The 22,663-nt window shown below is 63.9% G+C and carries 21 protein-coding genes and 1 pseudogene; 10 read left to right on the top strand and 12 right to left on the bottom strand.

Annotation, left to right across the window (positions count from 1 at the left end; translation table 11 throughout):
- A pseudogene (locus tag HKL97_RS13575) lies at nucleotides 1-363 on the bottom strand (cysteine--tRNA ligase); the annotation flags it as partial.
- A gap of 77 nt (nucleotides 364-440) precedes the next feature.
- Here HKL97_RS13575 and HKL97_RS13570 point away from each other — a divergent pair.
- Nucleotides 441-1,817, top strand: coding sequence for a dipeptidase (locus HKL97_RS13570; protein ID WP_291426276.1), 1,377 nt, complete (start codon nucleotides 441-443; stop codon nucleotides 1,815-1,817).
- On the opposite strand, the gene HKL97_RS13565 is transcribed toward HKL97_RS13570, so the two are convergent.
- The gene (locus HKL97_RS13565; RefSeq protein WP_291426274.1) at nucleotides 1,818-2,225 is read right to left on the bottom strand and encodes a YraN family protein; all 408 of its coding nucleotides are present in this window, start codon (nucleotides 2,223-2,225) and stop codon (nucleotides 1,818-1,820) included.
- 47 nt (nucleotides 2,226-2,272) lie between these two features.
- Complete coding sequence (locus HKL97_RS13560) at nucleotides 2,273-3,319, bottom strand: AI-2E family transporter (protein ID WP_291426272.1); 1,047 nt, start codon at nucleotides 3,317-3,319, stop codon at nucleotides 2,273-2,275.
- 209 nt (nucleotides 3,320-3,528) lie between these two features.
- Between HKL97_RS13560 and HKL97_RS13555 the strand changes: the two genes are divergently transcribed.
- From HKL97_RS13555 to HKL97_RS13540, 4 genes are read left to right on the top strand one after another with little or no spacing between them, the layout of a single operon-like run.
- Nucleotides 3,529-4,407 (top strand): helix-turn-helix domain-containing protein, encoded by an 879-nt coding sequence (locus HKL97_RS13555; RefSeq protein WP_291426270.1) that lies wholly within the window; start codon nucleotides 3,529-3,531, stop codon nucleotides 4,405-4,407.
- Nucleotides 4,407-5,240 carry a 3-mercaptopyruvate sulfurtransferase gene (sseA, locus tag HKL97_RS13550; protein WP_291426268.1) on the top strand — a complete coding sequence of 278 codons (834 nt, stop codon included), beginning with the start codon at nucleotides 4,407-4,409 and terminating at the stop codon, nucleotides 5,238-5,240. The genes HKL97_RS13555 and sseA overlap by 1 nt, the downstream gene beginning before the upstream one ends.
- Nucleotides 5,241-6,419 carry a cystathionine beta-lyase gene (metC, locus tag HKL97_RS13545; RefSeq protein ID WP_291426266.1) on the top strand — a complete coding sequence of 393 codons (1,179 nt, stop codon included), beginning with the start codon at nucleotides 5,241-5,243 and terminating at the stop codon, nucleotides 6,417-6,419. It begins immediately after the preceding gene.
- Complete coding sequence (locus HKL97_RS13540; protein ID WP_291426264.1) at nucleotides 6,416-7,681, top strand: DUF4010 domain-containing protein; 1,266 nt, start codon at nucleotides 6,416-6,418, stop codon at nucleotides 7,679-7,681. Before metC ends, HKL97_RS13540 begins: the two co-directional genes overlap by 4 nt.
- On the opposite strand, the gene HKL97_RS13535 is transcribed toward HKL97_RS13540, so the two are convergent.
- The 5 genes from HKL97_RS13535 to HKL97_RS13515 form a co-directional block, all read right to left on the bottom strand.
- Nucleotides 7,678-8,295: a helix-turn-helix domain-containing protein gene (locus HKL97_RS13535; RefSeq protein WP_291426262.1), complete on the bottom strand. Its 618-nt coding sequence runs from the start codon at nucleotides 8,293-8,295 to the stop codon at nucleotides 7,678-7,680. The genes HKL97_RS13540 and HKL97_RS13535 overlap by 4 nt on opposite strands.
- A gap of 123 nt (nucleotides 8,296-8,418) precedes the next feature.
- Nucleotides 8,419-9,303 (bottom strand): bifunctional methylenetetrahydrofolate dehydrogenase/methenyltetrahydrofolate cyclohydrolase FolD, encoded by an 885-nt coding sequence (gene folD, locus HKL97_RS13530; RefSeq protein WP_291426260.1) that lies wholly within the window; start codon nucleotides 9,301-9,303, stop codon nucleotides 8,419-8,421.
- A gap of 22 nt (nucleotides 9,304-9,325) precedes the next feature.
- Complete coding sequence (locus tag HKL97_RS13525; RefSeq protein ID WP_291426258.1) at nucleotides 9,326-10,120, bottom strand: sulfotransferase; 795 nt, start codon at nucleotides 10,118-10,120, stop codon at nucleotides 9,326-9,328.
- A 3-nt stretch (nucleotides 10,121-10,123) separates the two neighbouring features.
- The gene (locus HKL97_RS13520) at nucleotides 10,124-10,699 is read right to left on the bottom strand and encodes a cob(I)yrinic acid a,c-diamide adenosyltransferase (RefSeq protein WP_291426256.1); all 576 of its coding nucleotides are present in this window, start codon (nucleotides 10,697-10,699) and stop codon (nucleotides 10,124-10,126) included.
- A gap of 41 nt (nucleotides 10,700-10,740) precedes the next feature.
- Nucleotides 10,741-12,750 (bottom strand): hypothetical protein, encoded by a 2,010-nt coding sequence (locus tag HKL97_RS13515; RefSeq protein ID WP_291426254.1) that lies wholly within the window; start codon nucleotides 12,748-12,750, stop codon nucleotides 10,741-10,743.
- A gap of 207 nt (nucleotides 12,751-12,957) precedes the next feature.
- Between HKL97_RS13515 and HKL97_RS13510 the strand changes: the two genes are divergently transcribed.
- The 3 genes from HKL97_RS13510 to HKL97_RS13500 all read left to right on the top strand — a co-directional run bounded on the left by HKL97_RS13510 (nucleotide 12,958) and on the right by HKL97_RS13500 (nucleotide 15,775).
- Nucleotides 12,958-13,722 carry a ferredoxin--NADP reductase gene (locus HKL97_RS13510; RefSeq protein ID WP_408821150.1) on the top strand — a complete coding sequence of 255 codons (765 nt, stop codon included), beginning with the start codon at nucleotides 12,958-12,960 and terminating at the stop codon, nucleotides 13,720-13,722.
- Between the two features lie 86 nt (nucleotides 13,723-13,808).
- Nucleotides 13,809-14,471: a response regulator transcription factor gene (locus tag HKL97_RS13505; protein WP_291426250.1), complete on the top strand. Its 663-nt coding sequence runs from the start codon at nucleotides 13,809-13,811 to the stop codon at nucleotides 14,469-14,471.
- A complete protein-coding gene (locus HKL97_RS13500; protein ID WP_291426248.1) occupies nucleotides 14,468-15,775 on the top strand; it encodes an ATP-binding protein in 1,308 nt (435 codons plus the stop codon). The genes HKL97_RS13505 and HKL97_RS13500 overlap by 4 nt, the downstream gene beginning before the upstream one ends.
- Before the next feature lie 74 nt (nucleotides 15,776-15,849).
- On the opposite strand, the gene HKL97_RS13495 is transcribed toward HKL97_RS13500, so the two are convergent.
- Genes HKL97_RS13495 through HKL97_RS13480 form a run of 4 tightly spaced genes read right to left on the bottom strand, consistent with a single transcriptional unit; the run spans nucleotide 15,850 to nucleotide 20,904 of the window.
- Nucleotides 15,850-16,959 carry an ABC transporter permease gene (locus HKL97_RS13495; RefSeq protein WP_291426246.1) on the bottom strand — a complete coding sequence of 370 codons (1,110 nt, stop codon included), beginning with the start codon at nucleotides 16,957-16,959 and terminating at the stop codon, nucleotides 15,850-15,852.
- A gap of 3 nt (nucleotides 16,960-16,962) precedes the next feature.
- Nucleotides 16,963-18,087, bottom strand: a complete 1,125-nt coding sequence (locus HKL97_RS13490; protein WP_291426244.1) for an ABC transporter permease — start codon at nucleotides 18,085-18,087, stop codon at nucleotides 16,963-16,965.
- The gene (locus HKL97_RS13485; protein WP_291426242.1) at nucleotides 18,084-19,901 is read right to left on the bottom strand and encodes an ATP-binding cassette domain-containing protein; all 1,818 of its coding nucleotides are present in this window, start codon (nucleotides 19,899-19,901) and stop codon (nucleotides 18,084-18,086) included. The genes HKL97_RS13490 and HKL97_RS13485 overlap by 4 nt, the downstream gene beginning before the upstream one ends.
- A complete protein-coding gene (locus tag HKL97_RS13480; RefSeq protein WP_291426240.1) occupies nucleotides 19,852-20,904 on the bottom strand; it encodes an efflux RND transporter periplasmic adaptor subunit in 1,053 nt (350 codons plus the stop codon). The genes HKL97_RS13485 and HKL97_RS13480 overlap by 50 nt, the downstream gene beginning before the upstream one ends.
- 457 nt (nucleotides 20,905-21,361) lie before the next feature.
- Here HKL97_RS13480 and HKL97_RS13475 point away from each other — a divergent pair, with 457 nt between their 5' ends.
- A complete protein-coding gene (locus HKL97_RS13475; RefSeq protein ID WP_291426238.1) occupies nucleotides 21,362-21,727 on the top strand; it encodes an antitoxin Xre/MbcA/ParS toxin-binding domain-containing protein in 366 nt (121 codons plus the stop codon).
- Entirely contained in the window at nucleotides 21,724-22,242 is a 519-nt protein-coding gene (locus tag HKL97_RS13470; protein WP_291426236.1) for an RES family NAD+ phosphorylase, read from the top strand. The genes HKL97_RS13475 and HKL97_RS13470 overlap by 4 nt, the downstream gene beginning before the upstream one ends.
- Nucleotides 22,243-22,663 lie beyond the last annotated feature (421 nt).

Genomic DNA, 22,663 nt, shown 5'->3' with positions numbered 1-22,663 from the left:
GCCCAGATGCTCCGTCGCCCGCGGCTCGATATCGGGGGGGAGCGCATACAGCGCCCCCATGTCCTCATGATAATAGCGGATCGGCCCCTCGGTCACCTGTGCGATGCTCAAGCCCCGCTCACGCGCCCGGGTGTTTATCTTATCGTCGATGTCGGTGATGTTCCTCACATACGTCACCTTCGGATACAGCCGCCGCAGCAGCCGGATCAGCACATCGAAAATCACCACATTGCGCGCATTGCCAATATGCGCGCGGTCATAAACCGTCGGTCCGCATAAATACGCCCGCACATTGCCGGGGTCGATCGGCCTGAAAACCTCTTTGGTCCGGGTCCGGGTATTGTACAGCAAAAGTTCGGTCATGCCTGCGCTCTTCGGCGAGTTTTTGCGGCAAATCAAGCCGCATTGATCTTTTCTCACCCCGCACCCCAAATAGAGCCATGGAACAGATTCTCTCCCACATCGACTCCGCGCTCGAAACCTCGCTGCAACGCCTGTTTGCCCTGCTGCGCATCCCCAGCATCAGCGCCCAGCCGTCCCATGCGGGCGATTGCCGGCGGGCCGCCGAATGGGCGCGCGACACCCTGGCCGAAATGGGCTTTACCGCCCGGCTCTCCGAGACCTCGGGCCTGCCCGGCGTCATCGCCACCCATCACACCGCAGGCCCCGCCGCCCCGCATGTGCTTTTCTACGGCCATTACGACGTCCAGCCCGCCGACCCGCTGAATCTCTGGCACTCCGATCCGTTTGACCCTCAGCTGGTTGACGGCCCGCGCGGCAAGCGCATCGTCGCCCGCGGCGCGGTGGACGACAAAGGCCAGGTTGTCAGCTTCCTGGAGGCCTGCCGCGCGCATCTGGCGGTCACCGGCAAGCTCCCGGTCCGCCTGACCATCCTGCTGGAAGGCGAAGAAGAATGCGGCAGTCCCTCGCTGGCAGAGCTTCTCACCAAGGAGCGCGAGAACCTGAAGGCCGATTTCGTCCTGGTCGCGGACACCAACATGTGGGATTTCACCACCCCCGCCATCACCACCTCGCTGCGCGGCCTGGCGGCAGTGGAGGTCACCATCAAGGGCCCCGCGCGTGACCTGCATTCCGGCCTGTTCGGCGGCATTGCCCTCAACCCCATCAATGCGCTGACCCGCATCCTGGGCGATCTGCACGACGCCTCCGGCCGCATCCAGATCCCCGGTTTTTACGATGGCATATCCCCGGTGCCCGAGGCGCTGGTCGCCTCCTGGGCGCAGCTCGGCTTCGACCCGCAGGAATTCCTGGGTGGTGTGGGCCTGCACACCCCCGCCGGTGAGCAGGAGCAAGTTCCCCTGGCCCAGCTCTGGGCGCGCCCCACCGCTGACATCAACGGCATTTTTGGCGGCTATCAGGGCGAGGGCAGCAAAACCGTCATCCCGGCCCAGGCGACGGCCAAACTCACCTTCCGCCTCGTCCCCGGGCAGAACCCTCAGCAAATCGTGAAAAATTTCGAGACATTCATCACCTCTCGCCTGCCCCCTGACGCCAAAGCCGAATTCAGGCACTTCGGCGCCGCACCAGGATTCTCCATGGACCTGAACGCCCCCTTCATGCGCGCCGCCCGCGAGGCGCTGGCGGCTGAATTCGGCAAACCGGCAGCGCTGGTGGGCTGCGGCGCCTCAATACCGGTGGTCGAGGCCTTCAAGACTCATCTGGGGCTGGAAACACTGCTCGCCGGCTTTGGCCTGGATGACGACTGCATCCATTCCCCGAACGAAAAATTTGAGCTGGCCTGCTTCCATCGCGGCACCCGCGCACACGCCCGCCTGCTTGCCGCCTTCGCAAGTTAATTAATTATAGCGAATGGCGTCCTCAATGTGCGAGACGCCGCCCGGATACACCAACGCGACATCGAAACGGGTACATGGCCGCTCCCAACCCTCATGTGCGGCCAGGGCCACACCGGCGGCCTCCAGCAGCCGCGCCTGCTGCCTTGGCGAAACGGCGTAAGCCGCCTCCGCCATGGTTTTGCGCGCCTTCACCTCAACGAACACCAGCACCTCCGCATTGGCCACCACGAGGTCTATTTCCCCCGCGCCCGTGCGCAGCCGTTGCGCCAAAATGCCAAACCCTTTGCGCCGCCAGTGCAGCGCCACCTCATCCTCTGCGTTCCGGCCAAGGATTTCAGCGGCGCGGTGTTTTGCAAGCGATAAGGGCTCCAGGAATTCGCCATTCAGGGATACCGCATTTTGATTCATGCGTTCATCAACGCCACAAATTAGTTAATTTTTAATTAACACCCCTCTCACGGCTGCCGCCAGGCGCCGCGCGACTCTCCGGCGAACTCTTCCGCCACGGCCAGCCCCAGCGCGAGCAGCACGGGCCCCAGAAAAATCCCCAGCGCGCCAAAGGCAATCGCGCCGCCCAGCACGCCGATCAGGGTCAGAGCATAGGGCAGCGAGGCGCCCTTGGAGATTAGCCAAGGCCTGACGATTGAATCCGCGCCGCCCACGACCACGAAGCAATAGACCGCCAGCATGATGGCGATGACCGGGTGCCCCTGAGCCAGAAGATACAGGCAAAGCGGCACATAAACGATCACCGCGCCGGCGGGGACGATTGAGACCAGCCCCGCGAGGCTGGCCAGCAGCAGCGCCTGCGGCACGCGGGCAATCTCGAAGCCGATGGCATAGAGAATGCCTTGCATCGCCGCCGTACCCAAAATGCCGAACACCACGCCGCGCACCGTCGCCGCGACCAGAACGAAGAGATGCTCCACCCGGCTCTCATTGATAATGCGCACCAACAGCAGCCGGATGCGCATGATGAACTGCTCCCCGGCCAGGAAAAAGAAATAAGAGATGAACAGCGCCACCACCGTGCCGATCAACCCGTGCGCAATCTCACTCAGCAGCCGGATGCCCGAATGCGCCACGGTGCCCAGCACCGGCTGCATCGAAGCCGCGGCGCCGCCCAGATCATCGGCCGAATTGTTCCAAAAATCAGTCAGGATGCTGCCCATCAGCGGAATTTTTGCCAGAAACGCGGGGGCCGGCGGCAGGCCGTTCAGGATCACATCCTGCACCCAACCGCGCCCGGCGCGCGCCTCCTTGGCGACGACCAGCGCCAGATGCACCAGCGGCACCAGCACCACGGTGGCCACAGCCAGGGTAATGAGAAACGCCGAGAGTGAGGGACGCACATAACGGCTGAACCCGATGTAAACCGGCCAGAGACAATAAACCAGGATCGCGGCCCAGAGCATGGCCGGAAGAAACGGCCGAAGGATCAGGAAACACCCAAGGCCTAGGGAAACCGCCAGCGCGAGCAACAGAATTCGTTCAGATTTCATGGCCTTAGTTGATGCACGAAAACGCGCCCCTGACCAAGCGGCGCCATTTGTCAGCCGGCTACAAAATTCTCACGATTCGTAACATTTTTTTGTATTTTTCGACAGTTCATGTATTAGTGGCGCAAATGTCTTTTTCAGTTCATCTCAAGAGCCGATGACACGATCGCGGCGCTGCACAGCGGCGAATTGCTGGAACAAGGGGAGCAACAATGCGTTTTAATGAAATTGGTCAGCAATTGCGCGCTTACCGGATGGAATCTGGATTGAAGGCGGAAGAAATTTCCGCCCGCCTGGGTGTCTCGCGGGCAGCACTTTACCGCTACGAGAAGGGCGAGGTCATTAAACTCGATACCGTCAATCGGCTGGCCGAGTTGCTGAAGATCTCCCCGCTCACGCTGCTGGGCATCGGAGTCGAGTATTACGCCAAGCCGGTTGGCTACATGGAGCGTATTCGCCAGATTGAGGAAACCTCCGACCAGATTTTGCAGGTGTTCGGTCCGGTTTGTTACCTGATCTCATCTGAACAGTACGATTCGGTACTGGCCCAGATATTCGAGGAGCAGGCGGAGGCCATGGGAGCTGACCGCGCCGCCGCCCGTGCCGCCGCCGAACAGTTGCTGGGCGTGATGATGGCCCGCAAGCGCATGTACGCGGCGCGCAAGCCTTCGATCATCGGAATTCTTCCCCCCGCCTCGGTTGAAAAATTCCTCGCCGAGGGCATCGCCGGCAGCATGGTGGTGAGCGAGCGGTTGCGCCAGGCCGCGCGCGAAGCCGCCGCCCGCGAGATGGAGCTGGTGGCGAATTTGATGGAGAGCGAGCCGATCGGCCTGCAGCTTGGGTTGATGGCCCATGGCGAGCCGAACGGGCCGTTCACGTTGCTGCGCTCGCGTGAGCGCGCGACGCTCGCGATCAACCCGTTTCCGGCCGATGCGCCGCCGGGCCTGCAATCAGGCGTGGCGATGATCACCGGTGCGGAGGATGCCGTGGCCGCGCACCAGCGCGTGGCCGAGGTTGCCTGGCGTGAGGCGGTGAAGGGTGCGGCCGCCGCCGAGCGGGTGCGCGCCCTCATCGCCGCCGCGCGCGGTTGATGCCGCCGCTCGTCACGGCAGCCTGGCTGGCGGACGCGCTGGGCAAGCCCGGCGTACGGGTGTTGGATGCAACCTACTATCTGCCCAATGAGAACAAGGACGCACACGCGCAGTTCCTGAGCGGGCATATTCCCGGCGCGCGGTTTTTCGATCTCGATGATGTCTGCGACCATGCCACCGCGCTGGCGCACATGCTGCCCGCACCGGCTGCGTTCGCCGCCGCCATGGCCGGGTTGGGCGTGAGCAACGCGGACCATGTGGTGGCCTACGATCAGCGCGGGCTGTTTTCCGCCGCGCGGCTGTGGTGGATGCTGCGCGTGTTCGGGCATGACAATGTTTCAGTGCTCGATGGCGGGTTGCCCGGCTGGGTGGCGGCGGGCCACCCCGTGCAAGCCGGCGAGCCGGCCGCCGCCGCGCCGGGCGCCTTCAGCGCCGGCTACAGGGGCAGCATGGTGCGCGGGCTGGATGACATGCGGCGCAACCTTGAGACCCATGCGGCCCTGGTGCTGGATGCCCGCGCCGCCGGGCGGTTTGATGCCTCGGTGCCCGAGCCGCGCCCCGGCATGCGCGGCGGGCATATTCCGGGGTCTAAATCCTTGCCGTTCGGCACTCTTCTCGAAAATGGGCATATGCTGGCGCCACACCGCTTACGAGAAATTTTCGCCGCCGCCGGGGTGGGGCCTGGGCAGGGTGTCATCACCAGTTGCGGCTCGGGCATCACCGCCGCTGTTCTCACCCTGGGGCTGGTGGTTGCGGGCCTGCCGGAAGGCGCGCTTTATGATGGTTCGTGGTCTGAATGGGGGGCGCGCGATGATACGCCGGTCGAGGTTTGAATGACAAAGAAGATTGAGACAGCGCTGGTGCATGACGGGCGCAACCCGACACGTTCCTACGGCTTCGTGAACCCCAAGCTGGTGCGCGGCTCAACCGTGCTCTACCCCGATATGGCAACCAAGCTCGAGACCGGCAAACATATTCTGGAGCCGGTTGATATATATGGCCTGTGCGGCAATGAGACGCATTTTGCGCTGGAGCGCATGATCGCGCGGATCGAGGGCGGCACGCATTGCCAAGTCGTCGGCTCGGGGCTGGCCGCCATCACCGTGCCGCTGCTGGCGTATCTGAGTGCCGGGGATCATATATTGGTGCCCGACTCCGTTTACGGGCCGACTCGCACCTTCTGCGAGCGCGTGTTGCGGCGCTACGGCGTGAGCACGAGCTATTACGACCCGATGGTTGACGAGACGGCGGCGCGGGCCATGCTCCAGCCCAACACCCGCGTGCTGTTCACCGAAAGCCCGGGCAGCCACACCTTCGAGGTGCAGGATATTCCGATGCTGGCGCGCGTGGCGCACGCCGCCGGGGCCAAGGTGTTTCTGGATAACACCTGGGGGCTGCACCATTTCCAGCCGTTCAACCATGGGGTGGATGTCTCCATCCAGGCGCTGACAAAATATGCCGGCGGGCATTCTGACATCATCCTCGGCGCGGTGAGCGTGAACAGCGACGAGGACTGGCACTGGCTGCGCCTGGGCGCGCTGGAGCTTGGCTCCTACGCATCGCCCGATGATTGCTGGCTGGCGCTGCGCGGGTTGCGCACGCTGCATGTGCGGCTCAAGGCGCAGGAGGCCGCGGGCCTGCGCGTGGCGCACTGGTTCGCGGCCAGGCCCGAGGTGGCGCGTGTGCTGCATCCCGCCCTGCCCGGCTGCCCAGGGCATACGTTTTTCAAGCGCGATTTCTCCGGCGCCTGCGGGTTGTTCGGCGTGGTGTTCCAGCCCGCCTATTCCGCCGAAGCGGTGGTCGCGATGATCGACGCGCTGCAACTGTTTGGCATCGGCGCGAGTTGGGGCGGGTATGAGAGCCTGGTGCTGCCGACCACGGGGACCATCAAGCGCACCGAGGGAACCGGCAATTTCGAGGGCAATCTGGCGCGCTTCCAGATCGGGCTGGAGAACGTGGATGACCTGATCGAAGATCTGGAGCAGGGGCTGGCGGCGTTGCGGGCCGCATGAGCGAATTGATTCCCCCGCTGCTCGGCGGGTTTCTGGGCACCATCGCGCTTGCCTTTCTCATTGGGCTGGAGCTGCATGCCTACCGGCGGCGCGGCGAAGGGCTGGCCGCCCAGGTGGCCCTGGGCTTTGGCACCACGCGCACCATAACCCTGCTGGCGGCACTGGGCTATGTGCTGTGGGTGGTGGCACCGGTGGTGCCCTTTTGCGCCGGGCTGGTGGTGGCGGGCGCGCTGCTGATGCTCGAATACTGGAAGCGTGTGCAGGCGGGCGACCCGGCGCTGCTGCCCACGGTGATCGCGCTGCTGGCCTACGCGCTGGGGCCGTTTGTGCTGGTGGCGCCGCTGGCGGTGGCCGCTGTGCTGGTGATTGTGATGCTGCTGGCGCTGGGCGAGCAAACCGAGATCCGCAAGCTCTCCGATGCCTTCCCCGCCGAGGAAGGTGTGACGCTGGCGAAGTTCTTTATACTCGCCGGGCTGATATTGCCGCTGCTGCCGCAGGCGGTGATTCCGGGCCTGGCGGGCATTACATATACCAAGGTGTGGACCGCGGTGCTGGTGATCTCGGGTATCTCCTACCTCGGGTATCTGGCGCATCGTTACATGTTCCCCCGCGCGGGCACGTTGCTGACCGGGGTGCTTGGCGGCATGTACTCCTCCACCGCGGCCACCGTGGTGCTGGCGCGCGCGGCGCGCGCGGAACCCGGGCAGGCCGCGCTGGCCCCGGCGGCGGTGTTGATCGCCACGGCCATGATGTATGCCCGGCTGATGGTGATGATCCTGCTGCTAGGCCATGCCGACGCCGCCCGTGCGCTGGCCCCGCCGTTTGCCGCGCTGTTTACCCTTTCGCTGGCGATCGCCTGGCTGCTGGCGCGCCGCGCCAAAAATGGCGCGGGACCGGAACATGCCGTTATAAGCGCAAACCCGTTGGATCTGCCCGTGGCGTTTCTGTTCGCGCTGCTGTTCGTGGTGTTCGCGGCGGTAACCAATTTCGTGACCCGCAATTTCGGCGTGAACGGGCTGCATGTGCTCAGCTTCGCGGTCGGATTCTCCGATATCGATCCGTTCATTTTCTCGCTGCTGGACGGAAAATTCCAGGTCGGCCGGGCGGCCATCGTCAGCGCGGTGCTGATCGCGAGCGGCAGCAATAATTTGCTGAAGGCGGGCTATGCGATGGGCTTCTCGCGCAGCAGGAAGATGCTGCCGGCGGCGGCATGGCTAACTGGGTCGATGGTTTTGTCCGTGGCCTATACTATGCTTTTTTAGGTGGTCTCGCGGGTATAGGCGATGATGGAGAGATAGCTGATCGGCTGCGTCAGCAGTTTTTCCGGCCCGTGCGGGGCGGCAGAGTCGAACAGCAGGGCATCGCCCGGGGTGAGATGATACGCCTGATCGCCATGGCGGTAGACCACCTCACCGCTCAGCATATAGATGAACTCCGTGCCCTCATGCTGAAAAGCCGTGTAGGATGCAGCATCCCTATGCAGAGTGATAAGGTATGGCTCGACCCTGAGCGTGCCGCCCAGGGCCGCGCCGAGCAGGCTGTATTGGTGCCCGGCCTTGGTGCCGCGGCGCTCGATGACCACGCCTGTACCGGCCTTGACGAACGAGCAGTCGCGCTTTTCCTCGAAGGAGGCGAAGAAATTGGTGATCGGCACGTTCAGCGCCAGGGCCAGGGCTTGCAACGTGGCGAGCGAGGGAGAAATCTGCCCGTTTTCGATTTTTGAGAGCATTCCCCCGGAAATACCGGAAGCGGTGGCAAGCTCGGCCACCGTGATACCGATTCGCCGCCGCAACATGCGGACCTGCACGCCGATCGCCTGCTCCAGAGTTTTCTCCGTGACCGCAGCAGCCGCAGAGCCTGTGGCATGAGGCTCCACAGCCGGTACCGTCTTGAGCGGCTTAGCCTTTGAAGAGGCTTGATTTTCCGGAGCCGGTTTGGCTGAGACCTTATGCTTCATATTCGCGTCTTATGACGTGGAAGTTGAAAATGCCAGCCTTCTCTACACTTCAGTGGCGAGGCCCGCGTACGTCTCAATTCGTTTTGCGGCTGTCAGGGTATTTCTCAACAGGCAGGCAATTGTCATCGGCCCGACCCCGCCGGGGACCGGGGTGAGAATACCCGCCACGCCGGCGGCTTCGGCAAAGGCGACATCCCCGACGAGCCTGGTTTTGCCAAGCGTTGCGGCGGGAACGCGGTTGATGCCGACATCGATGACGGTGGCGCCGGGTTTGATCCAGTCACCCCGGATCATCTCGGGCCGGCCAACGGCGGCGATGAGAATATCCGCGCCGCGGCAAATGGCCGCCAGGTTGCGGGTTTTTGAATGCGCGATGGTAACTGTGCAGTTCTGTGCAAGCAGCATCTGCGCGATCGGCTTGCCGACAAGGTTGGAGCGCCCGACCACCACGGCATTCAGCCCGGCCATGTCGCCCAGGCGCGCGCGCAGCAGCAGAATGCAGCCAAGCGGCGTGCAGGGCACCAGCCCCGGCAGGCCGTTGGCCAGCAGCCCGGCGTTGGTCACGGTCAGGCCGTCAACATCCTTTGCAGGAGAAATCTCGGCGATGATCGCATCCGCGTCCAGATGCCGGGGCAGCGGCAGTTGCACGAGGATGCCGTGCACCGCGGCATCGGCATTAAGGCGCTGCACCAGCGCCAGCAGACCGGCCTGCGTGGTGTCAGCGGGCAACCGGTGCTCAAAGGAACGCATGCCTGCCTCCACCGTCTGGCGGGCCTTGTTGGCAACGTAGACTTTTGAGGCCGGGTCATCGCCCACCAGCACCACCGCAAGGCCGGGCTGAAATGAAAGCCCCGAGACCTCCGCCGCAATGCTCGCCCGCAGAGAGGCCGCAAAAGCCTTGCCGTCGATAATATCAGCCAAAATCATGCCTCCTGATCACGCGCCGCGCTCATACTCCCGCAGCCGCGCCCGAGGCAAACCGGCGCCGGGTCACCGGCCAGCCGGCAACATCCAACCCGGTCAGTTGTGAGAACGCCCGCATGTCATCGCCCAGCAGCCCGGCGATGTAATCCAGGTCGGCGGCATCGGGCTGCACGGCCGGCGGGGTAAATTCAAACGGCTGTTCGCGCTTTGGCGCCGTGGCGGCGAAGGGAGAGATGCCGAGAAAACCAGCGATTTTGCACAGCACCCCGGCGTGGTCATGCAACAGATCCTGCGAGCGCAGGAACAACAACTGTTCACGCGGGAAATAGCGCAGCGCCCGCCGCACCTGCCCGGTGTAGAAGCCGCGTTCAATGTAGGTGTGGATCCGCTGCGCGCGCGCCAGCGGCGGCAACCCCGCCAGGCGGGCGCGGCCGGCCCGAATCGCCTCGGAAAACGGCAAGGTCTCAAAACCGCGGGCATATTCCATGCACCAGTGAGACCAGGCGCGCTCGAAGGGGTCCCTGAACAGATAAATCAGCCGGGCTTGCGGGTTATAGGCATGGATGCGCGCGATGGCGGGCGGCCAGAAGCCGTAGATGGGCGTGATGTCAAACCGCTGCCGCGCGCCGGAACTGGCGGGAAAGAGAGCCTCCAGCGCCGTATAGGCGGGCGCGGACCAGTCACGGGATTCATCGTCGAAAAAATGCAGCTCCTTTTGCACCGGGGCGCAGAGGTCCGGATGTTCGCGCAGATAGGCAAACAGGCTGGTGGTGCCGCCCTTTTGTACGCCGCAGCCGAAGATGGAGACCTTGGCCGGCAAAAATCAGCCGTCGCGGTTGGCGGCGGGCGCCCAGAGGACATCCCCGGCGCCCTGGCCGTTCTCCACGCGCGAGAGCACGAACAAGAAGTCTGACAAGCGGTTGAGATAGACCAGGACCAGCCGGTTCACGGCCTCGTGCGGGCTGGAAAGCAGATGCACCGTGGCGCGCTCGGCGCGGCGGACCACGGTGCGGGCCTGGTGCAAAAACGCCGCCGCGGGCGTGCCGCCGGGCAGGATGAAGGAGTTGAGCGGCGCCAGACCGGCATTCAGGCTGTCGATCTGGGCTTCCAGCCAGTCCACCTGCGGCTGAGTGATGCGCAGCGGCGGGTATTTGGGAGCCTCCTCGATCGGCACGCAGAGATCGGCGCCGAGGTCGAACAAGTCGTTCTGGATGCGCGCGAGCAGTGCATCGCTCGCCGGGGTGGCATGCAGGCGGGCCAGACCGAGCACGGCGTTGGCTTCGTCGACCTCGCCGTAAGCGGTGACCCGCACCGAGGATTTGGCGACGCGGGTGCCATCGCCAAGCGAGGTTTCCCCGGTGTCGCCGCCGCGGGTGTAGATTTTATCGAGTTTGACCATGGCGCCATTCAGCCACGGCCGGGCGGGCCGCGCAACCCGCGTTAAGCAACCGGGCTGCCGCGCCGGGGGGCGGCCTCGGCGTGGCGCGCCGGGCGGTAGCAGGGTTGCGGGTTGGCCGTGCTCAGCCGGTCCCAGTTGTGCAAGATGAGGTCTATCTTCCTGAACACCACGGCGAGGTCCGCGAATTCGCGCTGCAGCCGCGCCGCCCGGGCCAGGCCACGGTGCGAGGGCTCGCCCGAAAGCAGCCGCGCCCCGGCGGAAACCCGCAGCGCGCCTTGCGGCTCCGCGCAGCCGGGCTGGGGCAGCGGCACCGGCTGGCCGATATGGCAGATGCGCGCGGCGATCTGCTGCTCGGCCGGGAACAGGGCCGAGAGGTCAGTGTTCAGCCAGAGATACACATTGCGGGCCTCGGCCGGGGTGAGGCAGCGGCCTGGCGCATGCGGGGCGCGCAGGGAGAAGGTAAAAATACTTGGCAGATGCTCCCAGGGTTCAGCCTGCGGGCCTCGGTGGATTTCTGGCGTGCCGAGCAGGCCAAGTGCGGGTTGGGCGGCCACCGCCGCGCGGACGATCTGGCCAAAGCCCTCCAAAATTTCGGCGCGCTGGGCCGGGGCCACGCGCAGCAGCGCCTGCATCTCGGCCAGGGCCGCGTGCCAGCGCAGGGCCAGGCCGTAATTGCCGACCGGGGGCAAATTGGCTGCGGCGCGCGCGCGGGAGGGGAAGTCGTCACGGCCGAAATAGGCGTCCAGCCCGGCGGGAAGGCGCGCGCTGGCCAGCCGGGCGGCGATGGGCGCCGGCAGCAAGGCGGCGCCGGCGAAGGGAGGGCCTGTGAAGAATTTGGAACCGGTGATGAGCACCACCGCGCCCAGCGCCAGATAGGCGCGCACCGAGGCTGGCGAGAGCCGGGCCTGGCAGGCGTCCACCACGATGTCGAACGCATCGCCGTACAGCGCACGCATTTGCGCCAGAAACGCCGGGCGCGGGGCGAGCAGCCCGGTTTTGGAGAGATCCAGCACATGCAGGATCACCCGCTGCCCCTGCGCCATGGCGTTTGCCATCACCGTGGCGGTCTCTGCCTCCACCGCGGCCGCCGCGCGCAGGGCGCCGTCAGCCTCGCGCAGAGGGATGTTGGCCAGCGCCGTATCCGCCCGGAACCCGGCGACGGGGGCCTGAAAGGTGACATCATGACCCAGGGCGGTATCCACCGCGAAATGCAGCCCGCGCGCGGCCATTGGCACGCCGCGCCCGGTTTCCTCAGGCGCGATGAGGATGTTGAGGATCGGCTGCGCCGCGCCGGCGAGATGGGTCAGCGCCAGGGCGAGCAATTCAGTGTCGGTGCCCGAGGCGGCGAGGATGATCTGCTCGTCTGGACGCAGGCCAAAAACCTTGGCAATGCCGCGGCGCACCGCATTGAGCGATTGGCGCACCGCGTTGCGGCTGGTGGTGCCGCGCAACAGCGCCAGCGTGGCGCGCAGGCGGGCGCGGTCAGCCGCGGTGTAGCCGCGCTCGGAGGAGGAGGAGGCGGTGGAGGACGCGAAGGTGATCGCCCAGGGGCGCGGGCGGTGGCTGCAACCGTAGCCGTTGAGGGCGCTGCGCGGGTCACGCGCCAGGCGAATGTCGCCGCCGGTCTCCATCAGCCCCTCGGCGGTGCCCAGCAGCGGCCAGATGCGGCGGATGAGGGCAATCTGCGCCGCGGTGGCGGGGAAATGGGCGGCCAGAACCTCGGCGCCGGGAGCCACATCGGCCGCCATGGGGTGTACCCAGGCGGGCAGCGCGGCGCGCTCGGCCGGGGCCAGCGCCTCGGCCTCGGCCATGATGAACTGGGCGGCGGCGCGGGCAGCGGCGAGCGAGGCCAGGGCCGGGGCAATGCCGCGCGCGGTGAACCAGGCGCTCTCCAGCGCATGGCGCAGATACAGGCCCGCGAGGGCTTGATGCGCGCAGGGCTGGGACGGCAACGGGACGCTAATTCCCTTAAAAACGGTAAATTCCGGTTGCTGGCGGATCACCCCGGCAAGAAGATCACGCTCAATTTCCAAAAACGCCGCAGCTTGCATTTTCTCACCCGCTCCTGAACAGAGAGAGATTTAGCGTAAAGGCTGCGAAAAAGCCAATTTCATCCTCCAACCCCCGTTTTAAGGCCGGAATCGAGGGATAACCTCTCCACGCGACGGGCTGGAATGCCCAAAAGAGCGGTTAACATTTGGCCCCTTCCCGTCTAAGTCACGGCCAACGATTTCTCTAGGAGCAGTATATTGGCGACGATGTATACCGAGACGGTGCTGACCGTCCGGCACTGGACTGACACGCTCTTCAGCTTCACCGCGACGCGCGATCCGGGCTTTCGCTTCATCAGCGGGCAGTTCACCATGATCGGCCTGAAGGTAAATGGCCGCCCGCTGCTGCGCGCCTACTCGATGTGCAACGCCAACCACGAGGAACAGCTTGAGTTCTTCTCCATCAAGGTGCCGGATGGGCCGCTGACCTCGCATTTGCAGAAGCTGGCCGTGGGCGATGAGGTTCTGGTGGGCGGCAAGCCGACCGGCACGCTGATCCAGGATAACCTGCTCCCCGGCAAAACGCTGTATCTGCTGGGCACCGGCACCGGGCTGGCGCCGTTCGTCAGCATCATCAAAGACCCCGACACCTATGAGCGCTACGAGCATGTGGTGCTGGTGCACGGCTGCCGCACCATCCCCGAACTCGGCTACGGCGAGATGATCGTCAACAGCCTGCGCGAACACGAGTTCTTCGGCGAGCTGGTGGCGGACAAGCTGCTGTATTACCCGACCGTGACGCGCGAGCCGTTCCGCAACATGGGACGCATCACCACGCTGCTGGAAACCGGCAAGCTGGAGGCTGACCTCGGCCTACCGCGCCTGAACGCGCAGAGCGACCGCGTGATGTTGTGCGGCAGCCCGCATATGCTGAACGATCTGAACCAGTTCTTGCTGGCACAGGGCTTCCATGAGGGCAGCCACCACGGCGCGGGCGAGTTTGTCATCGAGAAGGCGTTCGTCGAGAAATAACGCCGGGGGGCTGGCTATCGCAGGCCAGGCCCGCGCGCTACACTCGCCCCGGTATTTAGCGCGGTTGCGCGCAAAAGGGGCCGGTGATGCGGGTTTTGCTGGTTGAGGACGACCAGATGATCGGCGCCGCGCTCTCTCAGGCCCTGCGGGATGCGGCCTATGCGGTTGACTGGGTGCGCGAGGGCACCATCGCCCTGGAGAGCGCGCGAAGCCAGGAATACGGCGTGGTGCTGCTGGACCTGGGTTTGCCCGGCAAGGATGGAATGCAGGTGCTGCGCGCCCTCCGCGCGCGGCGAAACCCGGTTCCCATCCTCATCGTCACCGCCAGGGACGCCGTGGAGGAGCGCATCAGCGGCCTCGATGGCGGGGCCGATGACTATATCGTGAAACCGTTCGAGATGGCGGAGCTGCTGGCGCGCATGCGGGCGGTGATCCGGCGCAAGGGCGGCGCGGGCGGGCCATTGCTCTCTAACGGCAGCCTGGCGTTGAACCCCGCGACACGTGAAATAACCCGCGACGGTGTGACCACGCGGCTCTCCGCCCGTGAATTCGCGCTCCTGGAAGCCTTGTTGATCCGCCCTGGCGCCATCCTCTCGCGCGGCGAACTTGAAGACAGGCTCTATGGCTGGGGCGAAGAGGTGGAAAGCAATGCGGTGGAATTTCTGATCCATGCGCTGCGCAAAAAACTGGGCCGCGACGCGATCAAAAACATAAGAGGCGTGGGGTGGATGGTTTCCAGAGAAGCATGAGACAATCGCTGCAGTTCCGGCTTTCGGCCTCGCTCTCGCTGCTGATCGCGGCGATGGCGCTCATCTCGGGCGCGGTTTCCTTCGTGCTGGCGTTCCAGGATGCCATCGAGCTGCAGGATAATCAGCTGCGCGAGGTCGCGGCTTTGATCTTCCGGCAAAACCTGCCGCTGGCGCTTGGCGTCTCAAACCATGGGGTGGCGGATATAGACCCCGAGGCGCGGGTCATCGTGCAGCTTCTGCGGCAGCACGCCGCGCCGGAGGCAACGGGACTGCCCGCCAATCTCCCCGATGGAATGCAGACCGCCACGGAGGGCGGCGTTACCTGGCGGGTGTATGTGCGGACACTGGCATCTGGAACACGCATCGCCGTCGCACAGCAAACCGCCATGCGCGACGAAATCGCGATCAACAGCGCGATCCGCGGCGTCATCCCGGTTCTGCTGCTGATCCCGCTGCTCGTGCTCACGTTGGCGGCGCTGGTGCGCAAGACGCTGAGGCCGCTGAAAAAACTCGCGGCGGAGCTGGATGGACGGGGCGAGGATGATTTGCAGCCGCTCCCCGATACGCCGATGCCATCGGAGATCCGCCCGTTTGCCGTCGCGATCAACCGCCTGCTGGCGCGCGTCGCGCAATCGGTGGCCGTGCAACGCCGTTTCGTGGCGGATGCCGCGCACGAGCTGCGCTCACCGCTCACCGCCCTGTCGTTGCAGGCCGAGCAGCTGGAGGCAACCGGCCTGCCGCCGCTGGCCAGGGAACGGCTGGCGGCGCTGCGCGGGGGAATCAAGCGGGGGCGCAACCTGCTGGAACAACTGCTCGCCCTCGCGCGCGCGCAGGAAGTGCCGATGGCGGCGGCCGGGCCGATGGCGTTGCTGCCGGTTCTGCGCGAAATCCTGGAGGAGCTGATGCCGCTTGCGGAAGCGAAAGCGCTGGACCTTGGGGTGAGCGGCGCGCCGGGCAGCCGCGTGCGCGCGGCTCCCGCGGAGCTGAAGACAATGTTCAAGAATCTCGTGGAAAATGCGATCCAGCATTCGCCCGTGAACGGCCGGATCGACATACTGGTGCGCCAGGACCAGGCTGGGACGGTGGTGCGCGTTGATGATGAGGGACCGGGAATCGCGCCAGAATATCATGAGCGCGTGTTCGATCCGTTCTACCGGCTTCCTGGCAACCGCGCGGAGGGCGCCGGCCTGGGGCTCTCGATTGTTAAAACAATCGCCGGGCGGAGCGGCGCGCAGATCACGCTGGGGTATGCCGGCACGCGAAAGCCTTCCGGGTTGCGGGTTGAGGTATTTTTTCCCGCATGAGAGTGCGATCGTTTGAGGTTCGCTCAACCAAGCGAGCCGAAAGCGATCGGGCGCGAGCGCGCAGGCAGATGAGATTACACCGCGCGCTTTCTGAACAGCCACCCGGCGGCGGCCAGACTGACCAGTGCCAGCGCCGCCATCGGCAGGTATTGCGGCAGCAGCGAGGTAAAGCTCGGGTGTTCCAGAAAGCTGCGGCGGATGATGACCAAGGCGTAGCGCATCGGGTTGATCCAGGTGAGGTCCTGGACGATCACCGGCATGTTGGAAATCGGCGTGGCGAAGCCGGAGAGGATGATCGACGGCACCATGAAGAGGAATGCGCCGAGCAGGGCCTGCTGCTGTGTCGCTGCCAGTGACGAGATCATCAGCCCGATGCCGGTGACGGAGAATACGAACAGCAGTAATCCAAGGTAAAGCGGCGCCAGCCCGCCATGCAGCGGCACCTTGAACCAGAACACCGTGGCCAGGATGATGACGCTGCCTTCGGCCAGCCCGATAATCAGGCCGGGGATGGATTTGCCGAGCAGAATATCGAGCGGGCGCATGGGTGTGACCAATATCTGGTCAAACGTGCCCGCCTCGCGCTCGCGCGCCACGGAAAGCCCCACCACCAGCAGGGTGACAACCTGGGTGAGCAGCGCGACGATGCCTGGAATGATGAACCAATGGGAATCCAGATTGGGGTTGAACAGCGCCCGCGGGTCCAGCTGCGCCGGGGGCGATGGCAGGCCATGCGTGGCGGCCCAGCGTTGGCTGTACGCGGTGATGACCGCATTGGCATAGCCGAGAATGAGCAGCGCCGTGTTGGAGTTGCGGCCATCGACAATGACCTGCACGGGCGCGGCCTTTCCGGTCAGCAGGTCGCGGCTGAAGCGCGGGTCGATAACCAGCACCATTTCGACCTGGCGTGAATTGATCAGGGATTTTATCTCATGATCACTCTTGAGCGAGGCGACTTCTGTGAAGGCCGGCGAGCCGGTGAAATGCGCCACCAGGTCCTGCGCGGCAACGCTGCGGTCCTGGTCATACACCGCGAAGGGCACATGGTTGAGATCAAAACTCGCGGCGTAGCCGAACACGACCAACTGGATCAAAGGCGGACCGATGAGCACCATGCGGCTTTTGGCATCCCGCAAAATGGCGAGAAATTCCTTGATGATGAGAGCGAGAATACGGTGCAGCATTAGTCAGTCCAGCCGCTTGCGCGCGGCCAGCCGTGCCGCGCCAAGAAAAAAGACAGCCATGAGCAGCAAGGCCAGCAGATTTGGCAGGATGACCGGCCAGACCGTGCCCGCGAGAAACAGGCTTTGCAGGATGGAGACGAAATACCGCGCGGCGACGATATGGGTGATCACCTGAATCGGCGCCGGCATGCTGCCAATATCAAAAATGAAGCCGGAGAGGATGAAGGCTGGCAGGAAGGTTGTAATGATCGCGATCTGCCCCGCGACAAACTGGTTTTTGGCAATGGTTGAGATCAGCAGTCCCATGCCCAGCGAGGCGAGCATGAACAGGCTGGCGGCCAGGGTGAGCACCAGCAGCGAGCCGAGCAGCGGCACGCCGAAGAGAAACACCGCGATGGTCACGGATACCGCCATGCCGCCCATGCCGAGCAGAAAATACGGCACCACCTTGGAGATCAGGATTTCGTGCATGCTGACGCGCGTGACCATCAGCGCTTCCATCGTGCCGCGCTCCCACTCGCGCGCGATCACCAATGCGGTGAGCAGCGCGCCGGTGAGGGTCATGATCACGGCGATCAGCCCGGGCACCAGATAATCACGGCTGCTAACCGCCGGGTTGAACCAGATGCGGGGCTCCACGTTGATTGGCACCGGGTTAGAGGCGCCGGCCAGATCAGCCTGCGAGGTGATCCAGTCCGCCCAGCTTTGTTGCACATAGTTTTCGATGAGGCGGGCGTTGTTGGCGTTGATGCCATCGACATAGACGCCGATATCCGGGTCCTGCCCGGCGGCAACGCGGCGGGCGAAATCACTGCGCAGCCAGACGAAGCCGTCGATCGTCTCGTGCGAGAGGGCGGTTTGCGCGGCGGCGGCATTCGGGAAACTCTGTGGCGCGAAATAAGGCGAGTTGGAAAACTGCGCGGTAAAGCTGGCGGCGGCGGCGCTGGGTTGTTCCACCACAATGCCGAGCGCCACATGTTTGGCATCAAGCGAGACGCCATAGCCAAACAGCAGCAGCAACATGGCGGGAAGCAGAAAGGCGATGGCGATGGAGGACGGATCGCGCAGGATTTGCAGGCTCTCCTTACGGATCAGCCCGCGCAGGCGCATCCATATTCCGGCCTTCATGCCGCCCTCACTTGCGCCGCGCTGCGGGCGCTATCCGCCTCGATCAGCGCCACGAAGGCGTCTTCCATGCTTGGGTCTGGGTGGGTCGCATCCCGGCAGGCGGATTTTAAGGACTCCGAAGTCCCTTCCGCCAGAACTTTCCCTTGCCCCATAATCACCAGGCGGTCGCAATACTCCGCCTCGTCCATGAAATGCGTGGTGACCAGAACCGTGACCCCGGAATCGGCAAGCGCGTTGATGCGCTGCCAGAATTCGCGCCGCGCCAGCGGGTCCACGCCGGAGGTGGGTTCATCGAGAAACAGTACATCGGGCTCGTGCATCAGCGCGCAGGCCAGGGCCATGCGCTGCTTGAAGCCGAGCGGCAGGTCGCGGCTGGTGGCATCGCGCATCGGGGCCAGCTCGAATTCGCGCAGCGCCCAGTCGATGCGCGCATTGCGCTTCGCACCGGTCAGCCCGTAGGCGGCGCTGAAGAAACGCAGATTTTGCAACACCGAGAGATCGCCATAGAGCGAGAATTTTTGCGCCATGTAGCCAAGCCGGCCGCGCGCCGTGGCGGCGGCGGTGCGCAGGTTGAAGCTGCCGACCTGCAAGCTGCCCGAGGTGGCGGGCAGCAGGCCGCACAACATGCGAAAGGTGGTGGATTTACCCGCGCCATTGGCCCCGAGCAGGCCGAATATCTCACCGCGCGCGACGGTGAAGCTGATGTCATCAACCGCACAGAAATCGCCGAACCGCTTGAGCAGATGCGAAACCTCAATCTCCGTGCCGGGTTGCGCTGCAGGCGCGCGGGCCGCTGCGGGCGGCTTGGCGGACGGTGCCGGTTCAATTGCCATGGCTGCCGCCTTGGCTTTCAGCAAATCGATGAACCGGTCCTCAAAACGCGGCGGCACCGGCGTGATGACGGCATCCGCTTGGCCGGATTCGCCCACAATCCCAGGATTTATACCGGCATCAAGCACCATCCGCACCGCCTCGCCCTGGATGATTGCGTCGGTGACGCCAGGGAGGCGCGATAATGCGCCCTGGAGCGCACGTTTGGATATGTTGGCCGCGCGCACCTGGAAACTGCGCCCGGCCATCGCCTGGGTGAATTGCGATGGCTTTCCCGCGCCGATCAACTTACCCTCATGCAGCAGCAGCACCTCGTCGCAGCGCTCGGCCTCATCGAGATAGGCGGTGGAGAGTAGCACGCTCATGCCCTGGCCGCGCACCAGATGATCCACGATCGCCCAGAGTTCGCGCCGGGAGACCGGATCGACCCCGACGGTCGGCTCGTCGAGCAGCAGCAGGCGCGGCGGCTGGATGAGCGTGCAGGCGAGGCCGAGCTTCTGCTTCATCCCACCGGAGAGCTTGCCCGCGAGCCGCGTGGTGAACGCCGCCAGCCCGGTCATATGCAGTAGCTCCGCGTAGCGCGCGGCGCGGGCCTCCGGCGCAACACCTTGCAGATCGGCATAGAGATCGAGGTTTTCCTGCACGCTCAGGTCTTCATAAAGGCCGAAACGCTGCGGCATATACGCAATCATGCCCTGCACTTTGAGCGGATCGGCGGCCACATCGGTGCCGAACACGCGGATGTTGCCGGAATCGGCGCGCAGCAGCCCGGCGATCAGGCGCATCAACGTGGTCTTGCCCGCACCATCCGGGCCGATCAGCCCGATAACCAGCCCTGGCGCTGTGGTGGCGCTGACCGCGTCCAGCGCGACCACGACGCGTTTGCCAATTTTGAAGCGCCGCGTGAGCTGCTCCAGAACCAGCGGCGCGGCGTCAGTTTCCGGCGGCATCGCCGCCACACACAGCCGGGCCGCGCGGCGCATTGGCCGCTGCGGTGTGGGTTAGATTGAGCGTGACGGTCGCGGGCATGCCCAGGCGGAGCTGATTATGCGCGTCGCAGACATAGACGCGCAGCTGGTATACCAACTCGGCGCGCAGATCCGGCGTCTCCACATTCTTGGGCGTAAACTCCGCCGTGGGCGAGAGATAGCCGGCCCAGCCGTGATAAACCTTGCCCGGATAGGAATCCGTGGTGATGTCCGCCGCCATGCCGGGGATGATTTTGCCCAGCGAGGTTTCCGGCACATAGGCGCGCACCCAGAGCGGGTTGGTCAACGCAATGGTGTAGACCGGCGTTTGCGGGGTGGCCATGTCACCGGGTTCCAGAATCCGTTCTTCGATAATACCATCGGCGGGGGCGTAGAGTTTTGTGTCGGCAAATTCCACGGCGGCAAGAGTGGCCTGCGCTTGCGCGGCATCAAAAGCGGCCTGGGCGGCGGCGATGTCCTCCTGGCGCGGGCCTTTCACCGCCAGGATATAGGCTTGCTTGGCGGCTTCATAATTCTGTTTGGCGTTGTCATACGCGGCCTTGGCGTCATCACGCTGCTGGCGGCTGGCGGCACTGCTCAGCACCAGGGCGGCATAGCGCTGATAGTTGGCGGCATCATTCTGATACACCGGCTCAAGCGCGTCCATCTGCGCTTTGGCCTGCACGATCTGTTCCGGGCGCGTACCCGCCAGCAGCGCCGCCAGAATCTGCTTCTGGTTTGCCGCCTGCGCCTGCGCCGCTGCCAGAGATGCCGCATAACGCTGGTCGTCCATTAGCGCGATTAACTCACCCTTGTGAACCTGATCCCCTTCCTGCACCAACAACTTCGTGACAAATCCGTTATCATTGAACGCGGCTTCAACCTCGCGGATGTCAACGTTACCGTAAAGGGTTAGTTTATCTGTCCTGGCGTTATCTCGCAAAAAATAAAAAACAGCGCCGCCAATGAGCAGTATGGCAAAAAAAACGGCCACAAAAATACGAATACGTTTAGACATGTTCGCGATCGCCCACCTGCTGTTGCCGGTTCATTACGCGCCTACGTTGCCGCGCAACGCTATGCCGCAACCAGCCATTTTGCAACGTCCACCAGCTTTGGTGACCAGCACGGATTGCCGCCAGCCATTCGATTCCCGCATTGCCGCCATTGCGCGATGCTGGACTCGTGAATTTTCAAAGAAATGGTGCGGGCGGCCGGAATCGAACCGGCACTCTGTCACCAGAACCGGATTTTGAGTCCGGCGCGTCAAAATATAAAGCATTGATTTGACACAGAAAATCTTAGAAAAACTACGGTCCGCGAAAGAATTTGTGGAAAAATCGCTCTATCATTAATCAACCGTTCTGATTTTTTCGTGCGTCCAGGCGCCTGTAGTGCGTCAACTGCTCTATTGTTAAAATCCGCACAATGCCCTATATATTGCCCCACTATGAGGCAATATATAGGGCAAAATTATGTCTGACACATCTTTTCTCAGTGAAACCGCTGGCCAAACCGGCTTTATCGCGGCGGATCAGTTGAGCGACATGCTGCATATCACCCGCGCTGAGCTTGCCGTTGCCGTTGGCCTGTCTCGCGATGCTGTCACGAAAGCCGCCCGAGTTGGTACGCATGCCACCCAGGCCCGGCTGCGCGATATTGTCGAAATCCTGAACCGCGTGCGGCCTTGGGCTGGCTCTCCGCAGCAGGCGTTTGCCTGGTATCGCTCGCAGCCCCTCCCCTCCTTTGGTGACCAAACCGCCGAGTCCCTGGTCAAGGAAGGCCGGGCCGAGGCGGTGAAGCGCTATCTGGATCGGATTACCGTTGGCGGTTACGCTTGAGGTTTCGCGGCACGGTTTTCCGCGCCCATAACCCGCGCTGGGCTTTTTCTCCTCTTTCCGGGGATGGCGCCGCCCGCTACGGCGGCCGGTTTAACCCAACCGGCCTGCCCACACTCTATACCTCTCTGCGGATGGAAACCGCCTGGCTTGAAGCCCAGCAAGGCTTTGCCTTTAAGGTCCAGCCGCTGACGATCTGCGCGTATGAGATTGACTGCGACGACGTTGCCGACCTGACCGACCCGGAAACGCTGGCGGGCTTTGGGCTCACCCCTGCGGCGCTTTCATGCGCCTGGGAAGATATTGCTTCCCGCGGCAAAACGCCGCCAAGCTGGGCGCTGGCAAAGCAGCTTATCGCCCAGGGCACCGCCGCTATTATCGTCCCCAGCTTCGCCCCTGGCGCGATTGAGCGGGACCGCAACCTCGTCTTTTATAAATGGTCCGGCACGCTCCCCCATCAGGTCCGCGTTATCGACGATGAAATGCGGCTGCCGAAAAACCCGGCATCATGGATGTGATGATCCCTCCCGCGCATCCCGGTTGAACAAAAACTCCTGAAACCCGACAAAAGCAGTCCGGATACCCGGCGCGGCTTCGCCAACCAACAGGATCGGCACCGCGTGTGCGGGGAACGCCAGATATGTACGCAATGACCCGAATATCAACACGGTTCATCCCCGCGTGTGCGGGGAACGCGTTATACACGTCGCCCTTACCGTGCCGCAGCTCGGTTCATCCCCGCGTGTGCGGGGAACGCGTATTTTTAGCAATTCTTCAATCGTTATTTTACGGTTCATCCCCGCGTGTGCGGGGAACGCGCTAGCCGCGGGTGACGTTGTGTTATACCAGCAGCCCTAAAGATTGACGCATGCCCAGTCTCTGGTTCCGATTGAGGTAATTCGAGCTGCGTCATTGGCGATGAAATTCCAGGCTTCTTTG

Origin of the sequence: Acidocella sp., from assembly GCF_013044125.1 — a bacterium.
Lineage (GTDB): Bacteria > Pseudomonadota > Alphaproteobacteria > Acetobacterales > Acetobacteraceae > Acidocella.
This window is presented reverse-complemented; position numbering and strand designations above follow the sequence as displayed.

Coding starts and splice junctions, on each gene's coding strand:
- HKL97_RS13560 (WP_291426272.1), bottom strand. CDS start 3,319: ATGAAATCTGAACGAATTCTGTTGCTCGCGCTGGCGGTTTCCCTAGGC.
- HKL97_RS13490 (WP_291426244.1), bottom strand. CDS start 18,087: ATGAAGGCCGGAATATGGATGCGCCTGCGCGGGCTGATCCGTAAGGAG.
- HKL97_RS13570 (WP_291426276.1), top strand. CDS start 441: ATGGAACAGATTCTCTCCCACATCGACTCCGCGCTCGAAACCTCGCTG.
- HKL97_RS13500 (WP_291426248.1), top strand. CDS start 14,468: ATGAGACAATCGCTGCAGTTCCGGCTTTCGGCCTCGCTCTCGCTGCTG.
- HKL97_RS13520 (WP_291426256.1), bottom strand. CDS start 10,699: ATGGTCAAACTCGATAAAATCTACACCCGCGGCGGCGACACCGGGGAA.
- HKL97_RS13555 (WP_291426270.1), top strand. CDS start 3,529: ATGCGTTTTAATGAAATTGGTCAGCAATTGCGCGCTTACCGGATGGAA.
- folD (WP_291426260.1), bottom strand. CDS start 9,303: ATGATTTTGGCTGATATTATCGACGGCAAGGCTTTTGCGGCCTCTCTG.
- HKL97_RS13480 (WP_291426240.1), bottom strand. CDS start 20,904: ATGTCTAAACGTATTCGTATTTTTGTGGCCGTTTTTTTTGCCATACTG.
- HKL97_RS13510 (WP_408821150.1), top strand. CDS start 12,958: ATGTATACCGAGACGGTGCTGACCGTCCGGCACTGGACTGACACGCTC.
- HKL97_RS13485 (WP_291426242.1), bottom strand. CDS start 19,901: ATGCGCCGCGCGGCCCGGCTGTGTGTGGCGGCGATGCCGCCGGAAACT.
- HKL97_RS13505 (WP_291426250.1), top strand. CDS start 13,809: ATGCGGGTTTTGCTGGTTGAGGACGACCAGATGATCGGCGCCGCGCTC.
- metC (WP_291426266.1), top strand. CDS start 5,241: ATGACAAAGAAGATTGAGACAGCGCTGGTGCATGACGGGCGCAACCCG.
- HKL97_RS13475 (WP_291426238.1), top strand. CDS start 21,362: ATGTCTGACACATCTTTTCTCAGTGAAACCGCTGGCCAAACCGGCTTT.
- sseA (WP_291426268.1), top strand. CDS start 4,407: ATGCCGCCGCTCGTCACGGCAGCCTGGCTGGCGGACGCGCTGGGCAAG.
- HKL97_RS13565 (WP_291426274.1), bottom strand. CDS start 2,225: ATGAATCAAAATGCGGTATCCCTGAATGGCGAATTCCTGGAGCCCTTA.
- HKL97_RS13540 (WP_291426264.1), top strand. CDS start 6,416: ATGAGCGAATTGATTCCCCCGCTGCTCGGCGGGTTTCTGGGCACCATC.
- HKL97_RS13515 (WP_291426254.1), bottom strand. CDS start 12,750: ATGCAAGCTGCGGCGTTTTTGGAAATTGAGCGTGATCTTCTTGCCGGG.
- HKL97_RS13495 (WP_291426246.1), bottom strand. CDS start 16,959: ATGCTGCACCGTATTCTCGCTCTCATCATCAAGGAATTTCTCGCCATT.